19 protein-coding genes are annotated in these 22971 nt (G+C 31.9%); 5 read left to right on the forward strand and 14 right to left on the reverse strand.

The annotated features are described in order from the left end of the window. Positions 1–91 precede the first annotated feature (91 nt). The 4 genes from HB672_RS11630 to dnaN all read left to right on the forward strand — a co-directional run bounded on the left by HB672_RS11630 (position 92) and on the right by dnaN (position 4904). Positions 92–928, forward strand: a complete 837-nt coding sequence (locus HB672_RS11630; protein WP_167769705.1) for an SAM-dependent chlorinase/fluorinase — start codon at positions 92–94, stop codon at positions 926–928. Positions 929–930: 2 nt separating this feature from the next. Next, complete coding sequence (locus HB672_RS11635; protein ID WP_167769706.1) at positions 931–1227, forward strand: antibiotic biosynthesis monooxygenase family protein; 297 nt, start codon at positions 931–933, stop codon at positions 1225–1227. Positions 1228–1326: 99 nt separating this feature from the next. Then, positions 1327–3711 carry a gliding motility-associated ABC transporter substrate-binding protein GldG gene (gldG, locus tag HB672_RS11640; protein WP_167769707.1) on the forward strand — a complete coding sequence of 795 codons (2385 nt, stop codon included), beginning with the start codon at positions 1327–1329 and terminating at the stop codon, positions 3709–3711. A gap of 74 nt (positions 3712–3785) precedes the next feature. After that, on the forward strand, positions 3786–4904 hold the full coding sequence (gene dnaN / locus HB672_RS11645) for a DNA polymerase III subunit beta (protein WP_167769708.1): 1119 nt from the start codon (positions 3786–3788) through the stop codon (positions 4902–4904). Between the two features lie 115 nt (positions 4905–5019). On the opposite strand, the gene HB672_RS11650 is transcribed toward dnaN, so the two are convergent. From HB672_RS11650 to HB672_RS11715, 14 genes are all read right to left on the reverse strand, one after another. Beyond that, positions 5020–5358, reverse strand: coding sequence for a DUF4870 domain-containing protein (locus HB672_RS11650; protein ID WP_167770191.1), 339 nt, complete (start codon positions 5356–5358; stop codon positions 5020–5022). Between the two features lie 94 nt (positions 5359–5452). Further along, positions 5453–5956: a hypothetical protein gene (locus tag HB672_RS11655; protein WP_167769709.1), complete on the reverse strand. Its 504-nt coding sequence runs from the start codon at positions 5954–5956 to the stop codon at positions 5453–5455. Next, positions 5953–7725: a VWA domain-containing protein gene (locus tag HB672_RS11660; protein ID WP_167769710.1), complete on the reverse strand. Its 1773-nt coding sequence runs from the start codon at positions 7723–7725 to the stop codon at positions 5953–5955. Before HB672_RS11660 ends, HB672_RS11655 begins: the two co-directional genes overlap by 4 nt. A 3-nt stretch (positions 7726–7728) precedes the next feature. Beyond that, on the reverse strand, positions 7729–8508 hold the full coding sequence (locus HB672_RS11665; RefSeq protein ID WP_167769711.1) for a CbbQ/NirQ/NorQ/GpvN family protein: 780 nt from the start codon (positions 8506–8508) through the stop codon (positions 7729–7731). Between the two features lie 11 nt (positions 8509–8519). Next, positions 8520–9779 (reverse strand): alginate export family protein, encoded by a 1260-nt coding sequence (locus HB672_RS11670; protein WP_167769712.1) that lies wholly within the window; start codon positions 9777–9779, stop codon positions 8520–8522. Positions 9780–9781: 2 nt separating this feature from the next. Next, positions 9782–10510: an iron-sulfur cluster repair di-iron protein gene (gene ric, locus HB672_RS11675; protein ID WP_167769713.1), complete on the reverse strand. Its 729-nt coding sequence runs from the start codon at positions 10508–10510 to the stop codon at positions 9782–9784. Positions 10511–10521: 11 nt separating this feature from the next. Further along, on the reverse strand, positions 10522–12531 hold the full coding sequence (locus HB672_RS11680) for a TonB-dependent receptor (protein ID WP_167769714.1): 2010 nt from the start codon (positions 12529–12531) through the stop codon (positions 10522–10524). A gap of 63 nt (positions 12532–12594) precedes the next feature. Then, on the reverse strand, positions 12595–14253 hold the full coding sequence (locus tag HB672_RS11685) for a nitrite reductase (RefSeq protein ID WP_167769715.1): 1659 nt from the start codon (positions 14251–14253) through the stop codon (positions 12595–12597). Between the two features lie 18 nt (positions 14254–14271). Further along, positions 14272–15612: a cbb3-type cytochrome c oxidase subunit I gene (locus HB672_RS11690; RefSeq protein ID WP_167769716.1), complete on the reverse strand. Its 1341-nt coding sequence runs from the start codon at positions 15610–15612 to the stop codon at positions 14272–14274. A gap of 11 nt (positions 15613–15623) precedes the next feature. Next, positions 15624–15992 carry a cytochrome c gene (locus HB672_RS11695; RefSeq protein ID WP_244306611.1) on the reverse strand — a complete coding sequence of 123 codons (369 nt, stop codon included), beginning with the start codon at positions 15990–15992 and terminating at the stop codon, positions 15624–15626. A 338-nt stretch (positions 15993–16330) separates the two neighbouring features. Then, a complete protein-coding gene (locus tag HB672_RS11700; protein WP_244306612.1) occupies positions 16331–17650 on the reverse strand; it encodes a TolC family protein in 1320 nt (439 codons plus the stop codon). Then, positions 17637–20819 (reverse strand): efflux RND transporter permease subunit, encoded by a 3183-nt coding sequence (locus HB672_RS11705; RefSeq protein WP_167769719.1) that lies wholly within the window; start codon positions 20817–20819, stop codon positions 17637–17639. The genes HB672_RS11700 and HB672_RS11705 overlap by 14 nt, the downstream gene beginning before the upstream one ends. A 3-nt stretch (positions 20820–20822) precedes the next feature. After that, complete coding sequence (locus tag HB672_RS11710; protein ID WP_167769720.1) at positions 20823–21938, reverse strand: HlyD family efflux transporter periplasmic adaptor subunit; 1116 nt, start codon at positions 21936–21938, stop codon at positions 20823–20825. A gap of 10 nt (positions 21939–21948) precedes the next feature. Continuing rightward, on the reverse strand, positions 21949–22413 hold the full coding sequence (locus tag HB672_RS11715; protein WP_167769721.1) for a MarR family transcriptional regulator: 465 nt from the start codon (positions 22411–22413) through the stop codon (positions 21949–21951). A gap of 130 nt (positions 22414–22543) precedes the next feature. Between HB672_RS11715 and HB672_RS11720 the strand changes: the two genes are divergently transcribed. Further along, entirely contained in the window at positions 22544–22927 is a 384-nt protein-coding gene (locus HB672_RS11720; protein WP_167769722.1) for a hypothetical protein, read from the forward strand. Positions 22928–22971 lie beyond the last annotated feature (44 nt).

Below are 22971 nucleotides of genomic sequence, written 5' to 3' on the forward strand. Positions count from 1 at the left end.
ATAAATCACTTTGGATTTATTAGTTTTGTAAGACTCAAAAGTACAAAAATTACTAGCAAACTAGTTAAAAAAAATATCAACAAATTTGCCAATGGCAATTATTACATTAACAACAGATTTTGGAGAGAAAGATCACTTTGCTGGCGCAATTAAAGGCGCTATTTATAGTGAGCAACCTGAAGTAAAAATTGTTGATATCTCACACTCAATATCTCCGTTTAACATTTCAGAAGCTGCCTATGTCATACAAAATGCTTACAGTAGTTTTCCAAAGGGTACTATCCATATTATTGGAATAGACTCTGAGTTAAACCAAGAGAATAAGCATATTACCGTAAAATTGGATGGTCATTATTTTATATGTGCTAATAATGGTATTATGAGCATGATTTGCTCGGTTATTGCACCAGAAAAAATTGTAGAAATCAATATTCACGATAAAATAGAAACCAGTTTTCCAGTGCTCGATGTATTTGTAAAAGTGGCTAGCCACATATCAAGGGGAGGAACATTGGAGGTGATAGGTAAAACTATTGACAGCATTAAACCTATAAGAAATTTGATGCCGTTTGTAAATGATGAAAAAAATCAAATTATTGGAAATGTTATCTATATTGATAATTATGGGAATGTCGTAACCAATATTAGAAAAAAGTTTTTTGAGGGTATCCAAAAAGGAAGAGCTTTCGAAATTTCTGCGAGGAATTATAAATTCAGAACCATTTTTTCTAAATATAGTGAAGTCGTTAACTTTGATATAGAAGAAGACAAACGCAATGACGAAGGGAAATCTTTAGTCGTTTTTAACTCGTCAAACTATTTAGAGATTGCCATTTATAAAAGTAATAGCACAACAGTTGGGAGTGCCTCTACACTTATGGGATTAACGATGATGGATACTGTAACTATAAACTTTTTAAAAGAATAATTATGTTTGTACGAATAGTTAAGATGAGTTTTGATAAAGATTTGATTGATAGCTTTTTAAATGTTTTTCATTTACACAAAGAATCTATACGAAATTTTCCTGGTTGCCGCTTCTTAGAATTGTATCAAGACAAAGACAATCCATCAATATTTTTCACTTATAGTTACTGGAATGATGAAGCAGATTTAGAAAATTATAGAACCTCTGAGTTATTTAAAAACGTTTGGTCTAAAACCAAAACACTATTTAATGATAAACCACAAGCTTGGAGTGTGGATAAAATTGTGTCGTTAAAGTAAACTATCGCAATATTTAGTAAGCAATAAATAAATTATATATTCGTCATAATAATTAGTTAACAAAAAAAACCATCAACAAATAAACAGATAAACTAGAGAATGTTTGCAATCCTTAAAAAAGAAATTCAGTCGTTTTTTACCTCACCAATTGGTTATTTAGTTATTGCTATTTTTTTATTGACCAATGGGTTGTTTTTGTGGGTGTTTAAAAGTGAGTTCAATGTCTTAGACTATGGATTTGCCGATTTATCATCCTTTTTCTTTTTAGCTCCTTGGATATTGCTTTTTTTAATTCCTGCGGTGTGTATGCGAAGTTTTAGCGATGAGAAAAAACAAGGCACTTTAGAACTTTTACTTACCAAACCTATATCGCATACCAATATAGTTTTAGGTAAATATTTAGGTGCATTTGTACTTATTCTTATAGCCTTACTCCCAACGCTACTTTACGTTTACACAGTATATCAATTAGGAAATCCTATTGGGAATTTAGATACGGGAAGCACAATTGGCTCATATTTTGGCTTACTGTTTCTAATTGCAGCTTATACGTCTATTGGGATATTTGCGTCAATCATAACTGATAACCAAATAGTAGCTTTTATTACTGCTATTGCTATAAGTTTTTTCTTTTATTACGGATTTGATGCAATTGCCGATTTTGCTACAAGTACCTTTGTAGAACAATTAGGCATGAATTACCACTTTAAAAGTATTGGTCGTGGTGTTATTGACACAAGAGATGTCTTATATTTTGTAAGTGTGACTATATTTTTTCTTGCTCTCACCATTGTAAAAGTTGGTAATAAAAATATCGTTAAAAAAGAGTGGATTACCTTATCTATATTGCTTTTTGGTCTTTTTGTGGTGAATATTTTTTCAAACTCAATGTATAAACGTTTCGATTTAACTTCAGACAAACGTTACACCTTAAGCGAAGCTTCAAAACAATTAGTTAGGGATGTAAATTCCCCAATTATTATCGATGTGTTTTTAGAAGGCGATGGTTTCCCTTCAGAATTTAGACGTTTAAAAACTGAAACGCAACAATTACTAGAAGAGTTCAGTAATACAAACAAGAACATCAACTTTGGTTTTATCAATCCCATTGCAGATGAAGCGAATAGAAATATAAATATTCAGCAATTGTCTGAAAGAGGCTTAACACCAATGCAGTTGAATGTGCAAGAAAGCGGAAGAACAACTCAAGAAGTCATTTTCCCTTGGGCTTTGGCTAGTTATAACGACCAAACCGTAAAGATTTCGCTTTTAAAGAATAATATTGGTGCTTCAACCGAAGAAAAAGTAGCCAATTCTATTCAGCATTTAGAATATGCTTTTGCCGATGGTTTTAATAAATTAATAAACCCTAAGAGTAAAAAAGTTGCTGTTTTAAAAGGCAATGGACAGCTTGACAATCGTTATATAGCGGACTTTGTCAAGACGATTGGTCAATACTATTTAACAGCACCTTTCACATTAGATAGCGTTGCGAGTAATCCGAAAAAAACACTCAACGATTTAAAAAATTACGATTTAATTGTATCTGCAAAACCAACAGAAGCATTTACAGAACAAGAAAAATATGTGCTTGACCAATATGCCATGAATGGTGGTAAAAGTTTATGGTTAGTTGATAAAGTGACTATGGACAAGGACAGTCTTTATAACGAATCTGGTGTGAGTTTTGCCACAGTTAGGGATTTAAATTTAACCGATTTCTTCTTTAAATATGGCGTTCGTATAAATCCTGTTTTGGTAAACGACATGTACTCTGCTCCTATTGCGTTAGCTATTGGTGAAGGTAGTGAGGCACAATTTCAACCTGTACAATGGCAATATTCGCCTTTAGCTTCAGGAAATAGCAACCATCCCATTGGTAATAATTTAAATTTGGTGAAGTTTGATTTTGCCAATCAGATTGATACATTAAAAAATTCAGTTTCAAAAACTGTACTCTTAAAAAGCTCACCATTGTCAAAATTGGTTGGTGTTCCAAAAGAAATTAGTTTAGAAAGTATTACCCAAGAACCAGATAGAAGCACTTACAATAATGGTAATCAGAATTTAGCAGTGCTTTTAGAAGGAGAATTCACCTCAGTTTATAACAATCGTGTAAAACCTTTTGAGTTAACAGATGACAAATCCACAAGTGTCTCGACAAAAATGATTGTGATTGCAGATGGCGATGTAATAAAGAATGAAATAAGACGAAGTGGTCCCTTAGAATTAGGTTTTGATGCTTGGACAGGACGCATGTATGGAAACAAAGAATTTTTACTAAATAGCATCAACTATTTATTGGATGATGACGGACTTATAAACATTCGTTCTAAAGAAATTGCAGTTGCTTTTATGGATTCGGAAAAAATTTCAGCCGAAAAAAGCAAATGGCAAATTGTAAATATCGCATTACCACTTATTTTACTTGCACTTTTTGGCTTTGCTTTCAACTTTATTAGAAAGAAAAAATATGCCGCTTAGTTGTTAATAAGTTTGTTTCCAATTTAAGCAGCGATAAGATATATTTGTAATAACTAATTATACGAAAGATATACATGAAATTTATAGTATCAAGTACCTATTTACTTAAACAATTACAAGTTTTAGGAGGCGTTATTAATAGCTCGAATACCTTACCTATTTTAGATAATTTTTTGTTTGAACTTAACAACTCTAAGTTAACAGTTTCAGCTAGTGACCTTGAGACAACAATGTCCTCAACCATAAATGTTGAAAGCGATAGTGAAGGGAGTGTTGCAATACCTGCAAAATTATTACTAGATACTTTAAAAACATTTCCTGAGCAACCATTAACTTTTGTTGTAGAAGAAAACAACACAGTAGAAATAAGCTCTAACCATGGTAAATATGCTTTGGCTTATGCTAATGGTGAGGAATTTCCAAAAGCAGTAGCTCTTGAAAACCCAAGTTCTACGACACTTTCTGGCGATGTACTAGCTAATGCTATTTCAAAAACCATTTTTGCTGCTGGAAATGACGATTTAAGACCTGTGATGAGTGGTGTATTCTTTCAATTTTCAACAGAAAGTTTGACTTTTGTTGCAACTGATGCTCATAAATTAGTAAAATACACACGTAGTGATGTGTCTGCCAATGAAACAGCGGAATTCATTATGCCTAAAAAACCTTTAAATCTTTTAAAAGGAATTCTAGCAGGAAGCGATGAAGATGTGCTAATTGAATACAACGATTCTAACGCTAAATTCACGTTTGACAGTTCTGTGTTAATTTGTCGTTTAATTGATGGCAAATATCCAAATTACGAGGCTGTAATACCAAAAGAGAATCCAAACAAATTAACGATAGCTAGAACACAATTTTTAAACTCTGTAAAACGTGTGTCTATTTTCTCAAATAAAACAACACACCAAATTAGATTAAAAATTGCAGGAGCAGAATTAAACATATCTGCTGAAGATATTGATTACAGCAACAAAGCCGAAGAGCGTCTAACTTGTGATTACCAAGGTGACGATATGCAAATAGGCTTTAACTCGCGTTTTTTAAGCGAAATGTTAGGTAACCTTAGTGCAAGCGAAGTACAACTAGAAATGAGTTTGCCAAATAGAGCTGGAATTTTAACGCCAATTGATGGCTTAGATGAAGGTGAAAATGTAACCATGCTTGTAATGCCTGTAATGTTGAATAATTAATATTCAACAATACCAACCTTATATAAAACAAAAAGCTCACTTCCTAAAAAGTGAGCTTTTTTTATCTCTAATAAACTAACTAACTAATAAAACTAAGAGATAATACGTCTTTATATTATTTAATAAATTGAATTGACATTGGATAACTTGGTTTTTCACCGTTACTAGCCTTTATGGCATTAACAATTGGAAAAACAAATGATATAATCCCTAATACAATTAAACCTAATATTCCTAAACCTAATAACAGTATCAACGGAATACAAATAAGGGAGTAAATTAAAATACTCAATTGAAAATTTACGATACTTTTGCCATGATCATCCATTTCATAAACACGCTCTTTATTCGTTGCCCATAAAATTAATGGTAGTATTAAACTTCCAAAACCAATAACTAAGGTGATTAACTGACTTAAATGCGTTAGCACTATAAGTTGCCTATCTTCTCTCATTGCTATGTAATGTTCTTTTCTCATGATTTTTAGATTAATTTGATTGATGTACTTGTTTGACGCAAGTTTATAAGAAATGTTACAAAAATTTCAGTTATTTCTTAGCGATTTTCACAAGAGTATTCTTTTCTACTAAGTATTTATCAACTCCATCAAAATTCCAAGATTTTTCTTGGCTATTATTCATTCCCATTATGTTATAATCTATGGAAAGTGTGTCACCTTCTTTTACCAAAATAATTTTATTAAACGTATTTTGAATTGCTGAGTTTGAAGCTATATTAGGGCATTTTTTGAGTTTATAAGGCGCTAACATATCTTTAGAAAACCATTGTAATAAATTATTTAAATGCTCAGAATCACATTCATCATCAATGTTTAAGTCTTTTAGTATTTGGCATTTATATTTTGTAGAATTTTCTTCACATGCATTACCGTAAGCATATAAATACCAAGATAGTAGTGCTCTTTCAGAATTGCTCAAAGATTTAATAACCTCGGTGTTAATCTGTTCATTTTCAAGAATAACACTAGTTATATTTTCTTGCTTTACACAAGAACAACAAACTAACAATACAACAAACACTAATTGCTTCATGATTGATGTTTAATTTTTTCATACAACTTTACAAGCGATTGCAACAACTCAACTGGTGTGGTTAGAATTTGATAATGATTTTGCCCAAACATTTGCGGTAAATAATACTTTGCCTGAGCTTCTATTGCTAATGCATACGAATTTATTTGTCGCTCATTTAACTCGCGCAAAGCTTGTTTAACATCATTAACGCCATATTTTCCTTCGTACTTATCGTAGTCATTTGGTTTACCATCAGAAATCAAAATAACCCATTTATTTTTGGTGTCTCTTGTATCTAATAATGCTCCAGAATGTCTCAATGCCGAACCAATACGTGTATAACCACTAGGCTCAACAGCTCCAACTTTAAATTTTGCTTTGTTCCAATCTTCGTCAAAACCTTTTAAAGTAATATAATTTGAGTAGTTTCTGGTTTTTGAATAAAAGCAGTTGATAGAAAAATCGATATTAAATTCATCTAAAATTTCTCCAAAAAGTATGGACACTTGTTTTTCTACATCTATGACTCTATTTCCTGCTGCATAACCATCACTAGACAAACTAACATCCAGCAAGAGCAAAATAGAAAGGTCTTTTTCTTTCTTCCTATTTGATAAATAAATCTTCTCAGATGGTGTGTGCCCTGTATGCACATCTACAAACAAATCGGTAATAGCATCAATATCAAACTCGTCGCCTTGATGTTGTCGTCGTTGCTGTTGAAATCTGTTATTAACATTAGACAATAACTTACGTAAACCCAACAACGTTGAGCTATTTTTTGAAATAGTCTCTTTGTAATATTCTGGATTGGTTTTTAGAATCGATTTTGGATAGACCTTACAGAAATCTGGTTTATAGGTTCGAGTTTTAAAATCCCATTCGTCGTATTTTAAATGAAACCCTTGAGCATCAGTTTCAGCACTTTCTGAAATAGTTGTGTTCTCAATAAAATCGGCTTGATAGACAGAGTGTGCTGTATCATCTACCCTAACTGTATATTTCATATTGAGGTCTTCTAGGGCATTTGAGTGATCATCCAAATCATCATCACCATCCATATCTCGCCAATTGCCTCCAAATTCTTCGGCCGTTTCAACTTTTTCAAATTGATGCTGCAATACTGCATCTTCAAGTTGTTTTTCATCTACTTCAACCGACACAATTTCTTCTACTGCATTTGCTTTAAGAATTGTTTTAATGTCTTCTTCTTTTGTTTTTACCTTTTCTGAAAAATTCTCGAGCGTATTCTCTGAATCTGCTTCTGGGTTATTTTTCATCCATTTGCCATAAACATATGTAAGGTCTAGCTTAGAAATATCTTTAACCTGATTTTTATAATGCTCAACAAGTACATTATGAATGTTTTTTGAAGATGGAAACTCATCAAAGAGTTGCTCTAAAACTTTTGTAGAACTCTCCATTGCTTTCTGTCTTGAAAGTTCTAAGTTATCTGGACTTTTTTCAATCCAATTTAAGTCAAATTGTTTCTGAACAGAGAGATATAATACACGAAAAAGATAAAAGGATATATTTAAATCTACCTCTTTAAATTCTGAAAAGCTACTAGGAAGGAAGAAATTATTGTTTTTATACCCTCCTTCCCTTTCAGCTTCATATATTTCAATTGGTTTACCTGTAATTGCTCGAGCTACTAGAGTTAATCTTGGTTTAATATCATACAAATTAACAGTATGGGAAATCTGTTCTAGCTTCTCTTTCTTCTTACGCTTAAAATAGTACGCAAGTTTTGTAAATATATATTCATCTGGCTCAAACTCAAACATACATTATATCATTAAATCTGATAAGTCTTTTAACGCAGTTATCACTTCAAAATCATCACTTAATGGCTCTACTATTGCCACGTGAACAGATAAACGTTTAGGCAACCCACTATGGATTAATTTAGCTGCATCCACTAATAAACGCGTAGATACCGTTTCGGTTAATCCAAGTTCAGTTAGATTTCTAATTTTAGTAGCAATATTTACTAATTTCTTAGCTGTTGGTGCGTCAATTCCAGTTTCTGAAACCAAAATTTCTGCTTCAGTTTTTGCATCAGGATAATCAAACGACACAGCTACAAAACGCTGTCTCGTTGATGGCTTTAACTCTTTAAAACCTCTTTGATAACCAGGGTTAAACGACGCAACCAAGCAAAAATCTTCGTGTGCTTTTACAGTTTCACCTAGCTTATCTATAAACAATTCACGTCTATGGTCTGTTAATGAGTGTATCGCCACAATTACATCAGGACGTGCTTCTGCAACCTCATCTAAATACAAAATAGCTCCTTTTTTTACAGCTGAAGTTAATGGACCATCTAACCAAACTGTTTCTGCTCCTTTTATAATGAAGCGTCCAATTAAATCGGTTGAGGAGGTTTCTTCATGACAAGACACTGTAATAAGCTCCTTATTTAACTGATGAGCCATATACTCTATAAATCGTGACTTTCCTGTCCCTGTTGGACCTTTTAACAAAAATGGCAATTTGTTTAAATAGGTTTTTTCAAAAACTTCTACTTCTTTTCCTATTGGAAGGTAATATGGTGCTATAGTATTCAATTGCTTTTGTTTTATTGTTGTTGAGTTGAAAATAATTTTGGCTTAAAAGTAAACATTAACCAAGCCCAAGAGTTATTTTCGTCGCTATCTCCTCCTTTTAATATTTCCATAGAATCGGTCGCTAACATTTTAGAATAGCCAGCATTTAATGTAATGTCTTTAGATAGCTTATATCCAAATGTAAGGTCTATTTCGGTTCCTAAATTATTATCCATTTTCGTAGAGCCATCATAAATATCTGCTGCCGATGAGAATAAATGTGGTACTAATTTAGCCGAAAATTTATCTTTTTGATAAGAAAATGTGAAGCTAATATCATTAAGTCCTACTGATCCACCATGATTACCTACATAAAAATAATCCATCAAGCCATTAAATTTATGGTTAGTTCCAAATAAAGGCATAAATGATTTTATATCTGAATCGACATCATCTTGATCTTTCCCTGAAAGATATTCATACCCTATACCTAACGAAATATCGCTAGATACTTTATATGCTAAGTTTCCTGTAAAATTAGATGCACTCACATCATTATCGATTGCTTTTCCTGCTTGCAAATATGCAGCTCCATCAACATTAAACTTATCAAACTTATAAGTTAATCGCGAACCTATGGTTTGCATATAATCTATAGTTTGGTCGGTACTACTATCTAAATATTCTATTCCTGTATTTAAAAGTAATACGCTTAAACCTAAATTGTCAAAATTACCATGATACCACGCATACTGGAAGGTTTTGTAACCAGCAGCATTACTATACAAATTATCTAAATTACTTTGAGAATCAGAGTTTAAAGCCAAACCAATGTCCAATCTGTTATTGGCATTTGGTGCATATTTAAACAAAAATGCATCATGGCTTCTAGCTTGTTGCGCCCAACCTACACTACCAAAAATTCTTTGGTCATCGTAAGAGATTTCTTGACGACCAAGTTTTAAAGATATTCCATCACCAAATAATGCTTCACCCCAAGCTTCGTGTAAAGCCGTCGCATTATCATCGCTAGCCAATGTACTAACATCCCCCCAAACCCTTACGTTTTGCATGGAGAGTTTAAATATTAAGTTGTCTTGTTTAAAATCGAAATTAAGCCTAGTTCTTTGTGATATAAAATTAGAACCATCTGCGTCAGTTTCAAGAAGTGTACCAAAACCATGTTTGTTTTCATAGCGTGGCCTTAACTCTGCTGAAATATCTAATTGTTGAGCCAATACTGTTGGCAAACAAAGTATTATTGTTGCTACTGCTAAAATTATTTTTTTCATGACTATAACGATTTTGAAATTTGTTTTTTTAATGTAATTGCTTTAGGAAATAATATGTTATTCTCTAAATGTATGTGTTGATGTAGGTCTTGCTCAAATTCTTCTAACTTAGAATACAAAGCCTTAAAAGTGTTACAAGCACCCTCTGGAGTATTATAATTATTAGTTAAAACTGCTATTCTTTTAAATACGCTTCCAGCATGGTCATGCTCTTCATACATCATTTGAACTGGATTCTCTATGGAGCCAAAATGTGGTCTTTCTAATTCGGTACCATCCTTAAAAGCCTTTACGAGTTTTTTAATGTATGGAAACAAGATTAACTCCTCTTTCTTTAAATGAGCAGACAACTCCTTTACAACATCGCTAACTAGATTGTTAATTTCAATTAATTCGGTATAATGATGATCATGTACTTTTGCTACTTTATTTGTATACTGCACTAATAATGGAATATTCTCTTCAACATAAGTATGATGTATATTGATAATATGGTCAATTAGAAAATCTAACTCCCATTTATCGTAATTATAAGACCTATCTAAGTTGCTGTCTAAAGCCTCAAATTCAGCTTTTAACTCATCAAAATTAGCCTTATTTTTTGCACACGCCTTTTCTATTGTAATGCCTCCTCCACAGCAAAAATCTATACCATGTTTTTTAAATATATGAGCAGCTTTTATGTTTTTTACTACAATTTCGGCTACTGTGTTATCTTCTTTTATATTCATTGCTATTATTATTAAAAATTAAATCTTGTTTGTAAGTAATATGTTGCTCCCCAAAACTGTATGTTACGTTCGTGAGCAGAACCTATTTGATTAAACGTATCAATATCTTTTACGTCTAATAAATTTTTTCCTCCTAAGGAAATCGACAGCTTATTTTGAAGAAATGTTTTTGTTAACGATACATCTAAGTTGTTGAAATCTTCTCTTGTAGACTCTTTTAAGACATCTTCGCCATTTTCTTCTTCAATATAATGCCCTTTGCGCTTTCCTGAATATTTATAGAATGCATTAAGGCTTAAATCAAAAGGCTTGTAATTATATGAAACCGATGAGTTTACATAAGGTGTGTATAGAAATGAATCAGAATTAAATGTATCTGTATATTCCAAATATCTGCCTAAATATGAGAATCCTAAACTCAACTTTAAATCGTCAGATGCTTTGTACTTAATATCTATCGAAGTATTTAAAGATTTTGTTTTATTAAGGTTGACGTAATGCCTTTCAAAACCATCTAACTCACTTAACCCTATCAGGTTTTTTATTTCATTATATATAAAAGAAGGTTCAATTTGTAATGAGCTACTATTACTAATTTGTTTTGTGAATGTGTAGTATAAATTAAAATTATGTGACGATTCTACTTTTAAGTTTTCGTTTCCTGAAAAGGTATAGGTTACTGGTCCAAATGTTGGCATCCAATCTAAATACAGTTCTTTTAAACTTGGTGCTCTATAGCCATTTCCATAGGCAAAACGTAATATATTTTGATTGTTGAATTTATATTTTAAGTTTAGTGCTGGAGATAAAAGACTATTAAATGTACTATTGTAAGTATATCTTAGTGCTGGTTGAATTTCAAATGCATCAGTTATTTTATAATTAATACTACTAAAAATTGAGGTATTACTAACATTTTTTTTACCATCTAAAATTCTATTTCCTTTAGCATAATCTAATTCAAACTCGACCCCAATAACGTAGTTTAATTTATTATCTAAATTACTATTAGCATATTGTGCTTTAGAGAAAAACGTGTCGAAATAATTTGCGTTTTCGTTTGGGTTATTTTCAATTAATTCTGAAGAATTAGTTGCTGGGTCGTACGTATAAGAGGTGTCAAATCTGTCATAATTTAAATATGATAAAGTAACATCGATATAATTTTGATTTTTTAATTTACCTTGAAAGTTAAGCGAATTATCCCAACGCTTTGTTGTATAATCAACATCTGTTGCTGTGCCGCTTCTAGAGCTAATTTCACCTAAAGTGTTAACTTCCTCTTCGGAGAAATTACTGGAAAAAAGCAATTTAAAGTCCCCTAGCTCTCTAATGTACTTTGCATTAGTATGGTACTGATGTTTGTTTGGCCAATTCTGGGTTCTATCAAACTCATCATCGGTGTTAACACCATTAAAGTAATAATAACCTCCTTCTGCTCGAATTAGGTTTTTTCCAAATTTATATCCTAAAGATGCATCGATGTTTTTTGCTTCAACGCTTTCATAATATGCATTTAAACTTCCTATTATTGGTTTAGATTGCTCTTTTTTTGTGATAAAATTAATAGTGCCTCCCATAGCATCTGTTCCATAAAAAACCGAAACAGGACCTTCGACAACCTCAATACGTTCTATATTATCAATATTAATTTGATTTAGGTTTAAAACACCATTTACACGTCCAATTAGTGGTACACCATCAACTAAAATTTTTATGTTTTCTTTGGAAATTCCATTTAACTCAATACCAGCTCCAAACACAGAATTAAATGATAAATCTACATTTAATTCGTTTCTTAAAACGTCAGTAAGATTAGTAGCTGCTTTCGCTTGAATAGTTTTTAAATCGATAACCTTTACTCTATAAATCGCGTTTTTTTCAGTAGTTGGTGCAAATTGTGCTGTAATAACAATTTCATCAAGTTTCTCAACTTTTGTCGAATCTATAGGTTTAGTTTGTGCAAAAAGCGGGTTACATAAAAGCAATAACAAGCCTAAAGAATATAAATAATTCTTCATAATTTAGTGTTTTAAAATCATTCGGTAGTCGTTAACGACTACCGAATGATTTAGACTTTGTTTTTAATAAATATCGTTTGTGGTATTGTAAACGTTGAATTTTCCTGTTGGGTTTTCTACCCAGTCTCCTTGGATAATTTTTTTAACTTTTAAGGTTTTATCGTTATAAATAACAATAGCACTATTCTCACCCATAAAGTAAGACACCCAAACTTCATCCCCTGCTTTATTGTATTCCATGTGAACAGCTCTACCATCAACACCTTCTGGTGCTGGGAGTGTAGCTTTCAACTCTAAAGTATTTGTATCAAATACATCTACTACAGAATTTAATTCAGCATTAGGATTTAAAGTTCTATCTACCCAAAGGTGCTTGGATTTTGGATGTGATTTTACAAATAAAGCTCCACCACCATTTCCAGTAGCTTGAACTTCTTTTACAACTGTCCATTGACCTTCGCCAGGATTTGTTTTGATAAAAGATAGTTTGTTTTCACCTAAATGAGATGTTACCCAAAGATTACCCAAATCGTTTTTAATATTTGTTCCACGACCAGGATGTGGCTTGATACCAGTTTCAATAATTTTAACTAATTTTTTATTTGGCACGTCAATAACTACAATTTTATTACTTGCATTGGCAGCCACTAAGAAATAATGTCCTGTAGAATCCCAACCACCATCATGCAAGAATCTAGCTGAAGGAATTTGAGTAATACCAGGGTTTCTTGGGTCTGTGTAATCTACAATCCAAACCATACCAGTTTCTTTTACATTACAAATCCAAACAGGGTCTGTATGAGACGCAACAATTGAAGCAACACGAGCTTCTTCTAAATACTCTTTATCACCATCACAAGCATTTCCAGCAGTAGGAGTCACACTTAATGGCTCTAGTGTTTGCGCATCTAAAATGGCAATATGACTTGGGCTATATCCACCAAATACTAAGTATTTATCTTCATAACCTCTAAATTTTGAAACCTCAACTGAACGAGCATCAAAACCTCCTTTAACCTCAGCAACAATAGATGGCGATTTTGTGTAGGTATCAATCATAGTAATTCTACCATCTCTACCAACTGAATAAATATATCTACCAGAAGCCGATGTTCTTAAAATGTGTACTGCAAATCCTGTTTTTAAAACAGCTAATTGCTCTTTAGTATCACCATCAATAATGGCTACTTTGCCAGCATCTCTCATAATTACACCAAAGTAATTATCTATATTTCTATTATGTTCTGGCTTGGTTGGTCTATCTGCTACTGGAACAATTAAATTCCAGCTATTGGTGATTTCACCAATTCCATAAGGTGGAATTACAGGCGGATCAACTTGAAGGAAACGAGTCATCAACTCTATTTCTTCATCAGTCATAATTCCTTTCCACTCTGGCATTCCTCCAGGAGTACCATTTTCAATAAATGCTTTAAGACCATCTGTTCCAAACTCTAAGGTACCAGGTTTATCACTTCCTTCAGGTCTAACTGGCAATAAATGCGTACCAGTTGCCCCTAGTCTACTTGAGCCATGGCAACCTGCACATCTATCAAAGTAGATTTCACTACCTCTTTTCATTTCTTCATCAGAAACTCTAACTGCCGCTATATCTTCGGAGTCACTTTTAGTTACTGAATAATCCGACCCTCCTTTTTTATCACTTTTGCAACTAAATGTTAAAGCAATAAGAACTATTACTAAAAATTTTAAGTTTTTCATTTTATTATTTGATTTTATTTAATCTATTGTTTGCTCTAATGCTTCATCATTAGGTTTTCCATGCTTATAAAAATCTATTACATACAGCACTATGCCTGTTGTAAAAATTGTAGCACATAGAATTAATACGACAAAATGTACACTTATTTCTCCTTGCACTTGCATAAAGTCCATACCGAATTTTCTTTCTAAATAGACTTGAGCCACACCAGCGACTCCAAAAGCCACTGTCATACCAATCATACCAATATTAGATAGCCAATAAGCTGCTCGCCCTCTTGTACTTTGATATAATTTTCGTCCTGTTAAATTTGGTAAAGCATAACTTATTATTGCCAATACTATCATACCGTAAGCTCCCCAGAATGCTAAGTGACCATGCATTGCAGTAACTAGTGTTCCGTGAGTATATAAGTTTGTTTGTGGTAATGTATGTGCAAAACCTAATAATCCAGCCCCAACAAAGGATACAATAGCAGCTCCTAAAGTCCAGTATAATGCTAATTTATTAGGATGTTTTTTCTCTCCTTTTCTATACATATTAACTGCAAATAATGCCATTGCTAAGAATGCCAAAGGCTCAAGTGCTGAGAATATACCACCAACTATTAACCAAATTTTATTTACACCAATGTAATAGTAGTGATGTCCTGTACCTAATACTCCAGATAAGAATGTTAATCCAACGATTACATACAGCCATTTTTCTATAACTTCTCTATCTACTCCAGTAAGTTTAATTAATAAGAAAGATAAAATACCTCCCATAATTAACTCCCAAACACCTTCTACCCATAAGTGTACAACCCACCATCTAAAAAATGAATCGGTTACTTGACTATCAAATGGCAGCATACCTGGTAAGTATAACAAAGCAGCAAACAATAATCCCATAGATAGAACTAATGCTGTTGTTGTTCTTCGTTTTCCTTTAAAAAGTGTGACGAGAATGAGTCCTAAAAATAATAGAACATTTGCTACAACCAAGAAATCTAATGGCCTTGGTATTTCTAAAAATTTTCTTCCTTCCCAATAGTTAAAATGGTAACCTACTATAGCAACCACACCAACAACTGCTAAACTTATTAATTGAACATAAGCTAATTTTACGCTCACTAATTCGCGTTGAGCTTCTTCAGGAATAATATAATATGCAGCTCCCATAAAACCAGATAATAACCATACAACTAACAAATTAGTATGCACAGCTCTAGCTGTGTTAAAAGGAATGAAGTCGTGTAAATTGTCGAGGCCTATTCTAGCAAAACCCATTACAAAGCCATATACTATTTGTAATACTAGTAATAGCATTGAAAGGGCAAAAAACCAATAGGCAACTTTTTGTGATTTATATTTCATGATTAGTTAGTTTAGTTATTGATTTTATCTTTTGCTAGTGGAGATACAATTCTATCGAAGCCATTAAGGTCAATTTCGCCTATCCATTCAAAAAAGGCAATCATATCTTCTGCTTCTTGTTCAGTCATACTATAGGCCACCATTTTTCTTCCGTTTGGCTGCCATGGAACTTCTGACATTAAAATACTTTTAATGACTTCTTCTCCCTGTCCATCATACTTTTGGTTAAGCCTGTCTATAACCTTAGTTAATTCTGGAGCGTAGTATGCTCCTTCTCCTAATATTGTATGGCAGCCCATACAATTGTTCTCTTCCCAGATTATTTTTCCTCGAACAACAGATTCAGTAATATTTTCATGGTTAGATTGATCCTGTGACAACGATAAAGAATACACAGTCAAACCGATGAATACTAAAAATGTTACCAAGGTACCGCCTAGAAAGAAAGCTCTTGCTTGTTTTTTAGATAACATGTTAATTGGTTTTTTAGTTTGATTTATAAAAAAGACCTTTTTGTCTTTTTCAAAAGTAACTCACGAAAAAAGTAAAAAACATGACAAAAGTCAGTTTAAGATAAAAATGTCTTAAATACTACTGAATTATGTCTTATAATACCTCAACAAAATTGATAGTTAATTATAAAACTATAATTGCTAAAGAATTGAGCATAAAAAAAGCAGCTATAAAAGCTGCTTCTTATGTTTTAACAGTAGCTAATTTAAAATTCTACATTGAGTAATTCACCACTTAATTGTAAAAGTTCCAGTTCAATTAATTTGGCATCATACTTAGCGTTATTAAAAGCTGTTTGCGTACTTAATAAATTAATTTGTGCCTGTCGAAATTCTATAGAAGTTACTTGTCCTAATTTGTATCGTTCTTGAGTTCTGTCAAAATTGTTTTGGTTAGTAAGAACATTTTGTTTTTGTGCCTCAAGTACAAAAAGTGCGTTATTATAAGCTTCAAATGCATTTTTTAGAGTAGTTTCTATTGTTTCTACTTGTTGTTCTTTTAGTATTTTTTGATTCTCAAGTGCAATTTTAGCATTAGCAACACGTGTTTTAGTATTTCCTCCATCAAATAAATTCCAAGATAAATTGATTCCAGCATTTAAGCCAGTAGAATTTAATCCTGCTAAAAAAGAAGTTGGTGGGTTAATACTTTTGTTCCACCCATACGAACTTGTTAATGATGCAGTAGGCAAAAAGTTTGATTTGTTAATCTTGATATTGAACTCATTTATTGCAATATTCTTTTCACTTTGTTTTAATAGTACATTGTTCTCCTTTGCTTTATCCAATAACTCTTCAAAAGAAATTAACGTGGTAAAATTAACATCTGTTTCTACTTCATAATTAATATCATTTTGTATTCCTAACACAATATTTAAATTGCGTTTTGCATTAAAAAATAATTGTCTTGTTGAAATATAGTTTATACTATCGTTGTTTACATCAACCTCGGCATTTAATAGCTCCAACTTTGTAGATTGACCATACTCATACTGATATTTAGCACGTTCTAATCGTTGTTTAGAAATTTTTAAAGTTTCCTTTAAATTATTTGTATTCTCAGACAATCTTGCAATTTGAAAATACACACTAAACAATTGTAAATACATGTTTTCAATAGTTTCACGTGCTTGTAGTTCTGTGAGGTTATATGTTTCCTTTAACTGCTTATAATTATATTTTCTTCCTAAACCATCAAAAATTGTATAATTTAAGTTTATAGAAGCATTGAAGCTCTTGGTTTCCGCTCCATTAATATTGGTAATACTTCCGTCTTGTCTTTCAATTTCTTGATTACTATTATTATAATTTGCACCAGCGCTGGTAGATACAATTGGTAAAAAACCAGAGTTATATACGCTGGAATTATTTTTAGCTATTTCAAGATTATTATTGGCAATTTTTACACCATAATTATTCTGTAGAGCTATTTTTAATGCTTCATTCTTGGTCAATATCTCTTGTCCATGAGCTTGTAACAAAGTAAAAGCTAGAAAAGTATATATTAATCTTTTAGTGTAATTCATCGTTTTCATATTTTGATTCAATAATTGCTCTTTCTACTTCTTCTTTTGTGATTTCCCTTCCAGTTATCATCCACTTAAAAAACACTTTAACAGAATTAGAAATTGATAACAATAATGGTAACATTACTAAAGTCAATACTGTTGCAATGCCTATTCCGTAAGAGATGGAAACTGCCATTGGTTTTAAAAATTGTGCTTGCCTACTACCTTCTAACAATAAAGGTGCTAAACCAGCTATTGTTGTTAATGAGGTTAAAAAGATTGCTCTAAAACGTGATTTACCTGCTTGTACCAAGGCTTCATTATATGTCATACCTTCTTTTAAATAACCATTAAACTTTCCTATTAAGACCAGACCATCATTAACCATAATACCTATTAAAGCAATAATACCTAACCATGATAAGATATTAATCATAAAACCATGTACCCAATGTCCAAAGGCCACACCTATTAAACTAAATGGTATCATTATCATTAATAAAAATGGTTGGCTATAGGTTCTAAAGGTAAATGCAATAACCATATAGATTAATATCAATATAATTGGACCAACTAACGCTAGTGAATCTATGGTTTTTGATGCTTCCCGATTTTGACCTTCATACAATGCAGAAACGGTTGGATATTTTGATGACAGCTCTGGCATAATTCTATTTCTAACATCATCTAAAACATCGGAAGCACTGTCATCTGGAGATCTTAAATCCGCTGTCAACTGAATTTCTCTTTTACCTTCTAAGTGGTTAATAGCAACATCACCTCTTTCAATTTTATAGGTTGCAATTTCTGAAAACGGTACTTTGCTACCAGATGGTGCAATAATCCACATATCATCTAAATCTTTAATAGATGAACGATCTTCTTTTTTATAACGAACCCAAACTCTTATTTCGTCCTGTCCTCGTTGAAAACGTTGTGCTTGAAAACCAAAGAAACCTGAACGTACCTGAGCCATTACACTTTGTAGATTTAATCCTAATATGTTGGCTTTGTCTTTTAATTCTATTTGTATTTCTTTAATTCCTTCAGGATCGTTATCTGCTACATCCTTCAAAACTGGATTGGCGACTAACTCTGCCTTAAGCTCTTCTTTTGCTGCTTTAAGTTCTTCAATATTATTTCCTAATAATGATACAGCCACAGGGCTACCTCCAAAATTACCTCCAGAGCCAAAGGTTAAACTTTCAACACCATAAATTGTACCTGAAATATCTCGAATCTTGTTTGTTATTTCCTGTGAAGCTAAATCACCCCTCAACTCTCCTGGCAATAAATTAACCGTTAATGAGGCATTAGAAGTTCCTGGTCCTATTCGCTTTATAACATTTTGAACAACAGATTCATTATTAAATAGATTCTTATCATATTGCTCATTAACTATCCATACCTTTTCTTCAATACTTGAAATAATAGAGTCTGTAATTTTTTCATTAGTTCCTTGTGGCATTTCAAGATTTATAGACACAGTATCACTGGCAATTCTCGGAAAGAACGATGTACCAACAATTCCACCTCCAATGGCACCAATACTAAAAATGAACAATGCTATTGGAATAGCAAACCCTAAAAATTTATTCTTTAAAAAGAAACGCAAATATGGTACATAAATAGTATCTCTAAGCTTGACCAATCCTTTATCTGCTCCTTCATTTAATCTCCTAAAAAATTTATCAATCCTATTATATTTTCTTCCTTTACGTTGTAATGCTTTTGAATGTGCAACGTGAGCTGGAAGAATTATTAAAGCCTCAATCATTGAAACCAATAGAGTTAAAATCACTACTGTAGAAACCTCACCGAAAAAATCACCTATTCTTCCATCTAAAAAGAAAAATGTTGAAAATGCTATCATGGTAGTTAATAAGGCTGATACAACTGGTGGCAATACTTCGATAGTTCCATCAATCGCTGCTCTAATTGGAGATTTTCCTTTTTCGTAGTGATGATAAATGTTTTCACCAATAACAATACCATCATCTACTAGAATACCAATAACGATAATCATTCCGAAAAGTGATAACACGTTAATAGTAACTCCCATTTGAGCTGCAAAAATGAACATTCCGAAGAAAGAAATTGGAATTCCTACTGCTACCCAAAGTGCTAATCGTGCATTTAAAAATATTGCTAGAAAAAGAAGTACTAATAGAATTCCCATAATAGCATTATTCACTAGCAAATCTGTACGTTGTGTTAATGTAATAGAGGAATCACTGGAAATATCTAATTGAACATTATCGTACTGTTGATTAAATTTATGTATATACTTTTTTACCTCTTCTGCTGAGGCAATCAAATCTTCATTATTCGTGTTACTAATTCCAATACTAATTGCATTTTTACCATTAAAAAAGACTCTGTCTGGTGTTTCGGACCAAGTATCCTGAACATCTGCAACATCCTTTAATCTAATAATGTTTCCATTTGGCTCAGCTCTTACAATTATGTTATAAAGTTCATTACCATAATACGATCGGTTTCTTGCTCTAATTAAATAATCCTCTTCACTTGTCTTTATATTACCACCTGTTATTAAAATATTTGTTCTGCTAACAGCATTGGCGACATCTTGAAAAGATAAATTATAAGCTCTTAAATCATTTTCTCTTACAGAAATTGCAATTTCTTCAGCAGGAAACCCAGAAATAGATACTTGTGAAATACCCTCTATCCCTCTTAAATCGTTTTCAACTTCTCTTGCATATTGTTTTAAAGTTGTAAGTGGAATATTATCACCACTCAAGGTAAAGCTTATGGTTGGTCTTACCGTTTCTACTTTTGCAATAACAGGTGGTTCCATACCACTTGGAAACGATGGTACTCTATCTACAGCATTTTTAACATCTGCCAAAACAACATCAATATTCTTTCCTTTTTCTGTCTCTACACTAATGGTAGCAGCATTTTCCCTAGAAACAGAAGTAACACGTTCTACTCCAACTATTCCCTTTAAATTATCTTCTATCTTTAAAACCACACCTTCTTCCATTTCTACTGGAGAAGCTCCTGGGTAAATAAGATTGATTTGTATTAATTTTGAATCGGTTAATGGAAAAAACGATGATTTTATTGACAAAGCTCCAATAGTTCCAAAAATTATGAATGCAAAAATCAATACATTAACTGCAACGGGAAACTTTATAAAATAACTAATTACCTTTTTCATCTGTTATTGCTTGTCTTCAAATATTTTAACTTGCATACCGTTATATGCTCCTGGAGTGGGTTTAGAAAGCATAAGTGTGCCGTTCTTAACTCCTTTAATAACAGCGCTTTCTGCTGAAAAATACACAGGTTTAACATCTATAAGTTCTAAAATAGAATCTCTTACAACATATAATTGTTTATTATCTACCAATAACTTTCTAGAAACCTCTATGGCATCTTTTTCACTTCTGGCTGTTAAGTTTGCCTCCAAATAAGTACCTTCTCTTAAATCTTCATGCGCTACTTGAATAAAAGCCTTAATGGTTTGTGAGGTTGCATCAACCTTACCGTTTATTCTAATAACTTTTCCAATATATGTTTTAGTTTTATCTAGATTTTGAAGTGTTACCGCATTACCAACTTTTAATAAATCGGCAAATTCAGCATTAATTGACACCTCCATTTCAAAAATACTTGGGTCAATAAATTCTCCCAATTTTTGGCCAACTCTTACTAAGCTACCTGGAGTCACTAATGCCTCAGTCAATACACCTTTATAAGGTGCTCTCAAATTATATTTACTAAGTTTTACCTCTAAATTCTTAACGTTGTAATATGCTGTATTAATCCCTCTCCCTGAAATAAAATATTTTTCTTTTTCAGAATTAATTTGTGGCAACTCTGGAGTTGATTTGTTTATATCGAAATTATTAAGATACGTTTGCCATTTCTGATAGTCGTCTGGGTAATCTAAACGAATATCAGGCATAATTGAGGTAATACTGTTATAGAAATTACTCTTTTGTGACTGAAGATTGGCATAAAACTCATCACTATTAATTTTAAGGATAGATTCTCCTCTATTATACATAGTTCCAGCTTTAAACTCTTTAGAGGAAGCTTTTAAAACACCTTGTACTTCTGCATAAAGGTCAATTTTATGTTTAGCAACTAAATTTCCACTTGTTGTAATTATTATAGGTATTTCTCTATTATTAACCTCTTCAACAAAAACTGTTTTTACAATTTTGTCGAATTTTGGCTTAGGTCTTTTTTTGTTATCAATTAAATATTTGGCAACAAAGAATGCACCTACTAATAATAAAACCCCTAAAGCGATAGATATAATTTTTCTCATTTTTAGTCAGTTATATAGATTCTATTTTTGAATCGAAATTGTTTTGAATTTTTTTTAAAATCGTTATGATTTGCTTTTTTTCAGAAGCTGCAATATTCTTTTCCATTTTAGTAATCATTTTTTTTATCACTGGTTTCGTTAAATGGAAAACTTCTTTACCTTTTTGAGTTAAATAAACATTATTAATTCGCTTGTCCTCTTTGGATTGTTGTCTTGTTATATACTCTTTCTGTTCCATTTTAGTTAGCAAACGTGTTAAAGATGATTTATTTCTAAGCGTTAAAAATGCTAACTCGTTTTGACTCAAACCATCGTCATTATGCAGCCTCTTAAGAACAATCATTTGCTCTTTAGTTAAATCAAGCCCATGATCATTAAACAATTCTTGTAGATGATACTCAAGAATTTTTACAGTTTTCCCTAACCAAGGACCTATTGAGTTCTCAAAATCTATATTTACCTCTTCTCTTTTCATACGACAAATGTAAACAAATAATTAAATAGTTGCATATGCAACTATTTAATTATTTGTTAATTTTTTTATTATATCTTCAAACATGATAAAAGTCAGTTTAAGATATTTAAGTCATAAATATCTTTGCAATGTGAAACTTAGCTCCGTAATATTATCATTAACTTTATCTGCATTAATACTATTTAATAGTATGCAAGTATCACTAACATTTGCATATTACGAAATTGATCCTATTGACTTTATTGAGAGGTTATGTGAGAATTTAGATAAGCCTGAATTAGAATGTAATGGTAAATGTCAGTTGAAAAAAGTAGCAGAAACCAATTCTACAGATAATAAAAACGTGCCAAATGTTATTGATTTCAAAGAAATATTACTCTATAAAGAAAGTTCAAACAATTACTTTTTAGTAAAAAATGTAGAGAAGGTATTCCAAAATTATAGCTACCAAAACTTCTATAACTACCTAAAGTTTTCAGATTGCTTCCATCCACCTCAAAAATCATTCTCATAACCCATTTTTAAGGCTTTTTTAAGCCAAACCCAAAACAATTTCAT

The sequence above is a fragment of the Gaetbulibacter sp. S0825 genome, assembly GCF_011777505.1.
GTDB lineage: Bacteria > Bacteroidota > Bacteroidia > Flavobacteriales > Flavobacteriaceae > Pontimicrobium.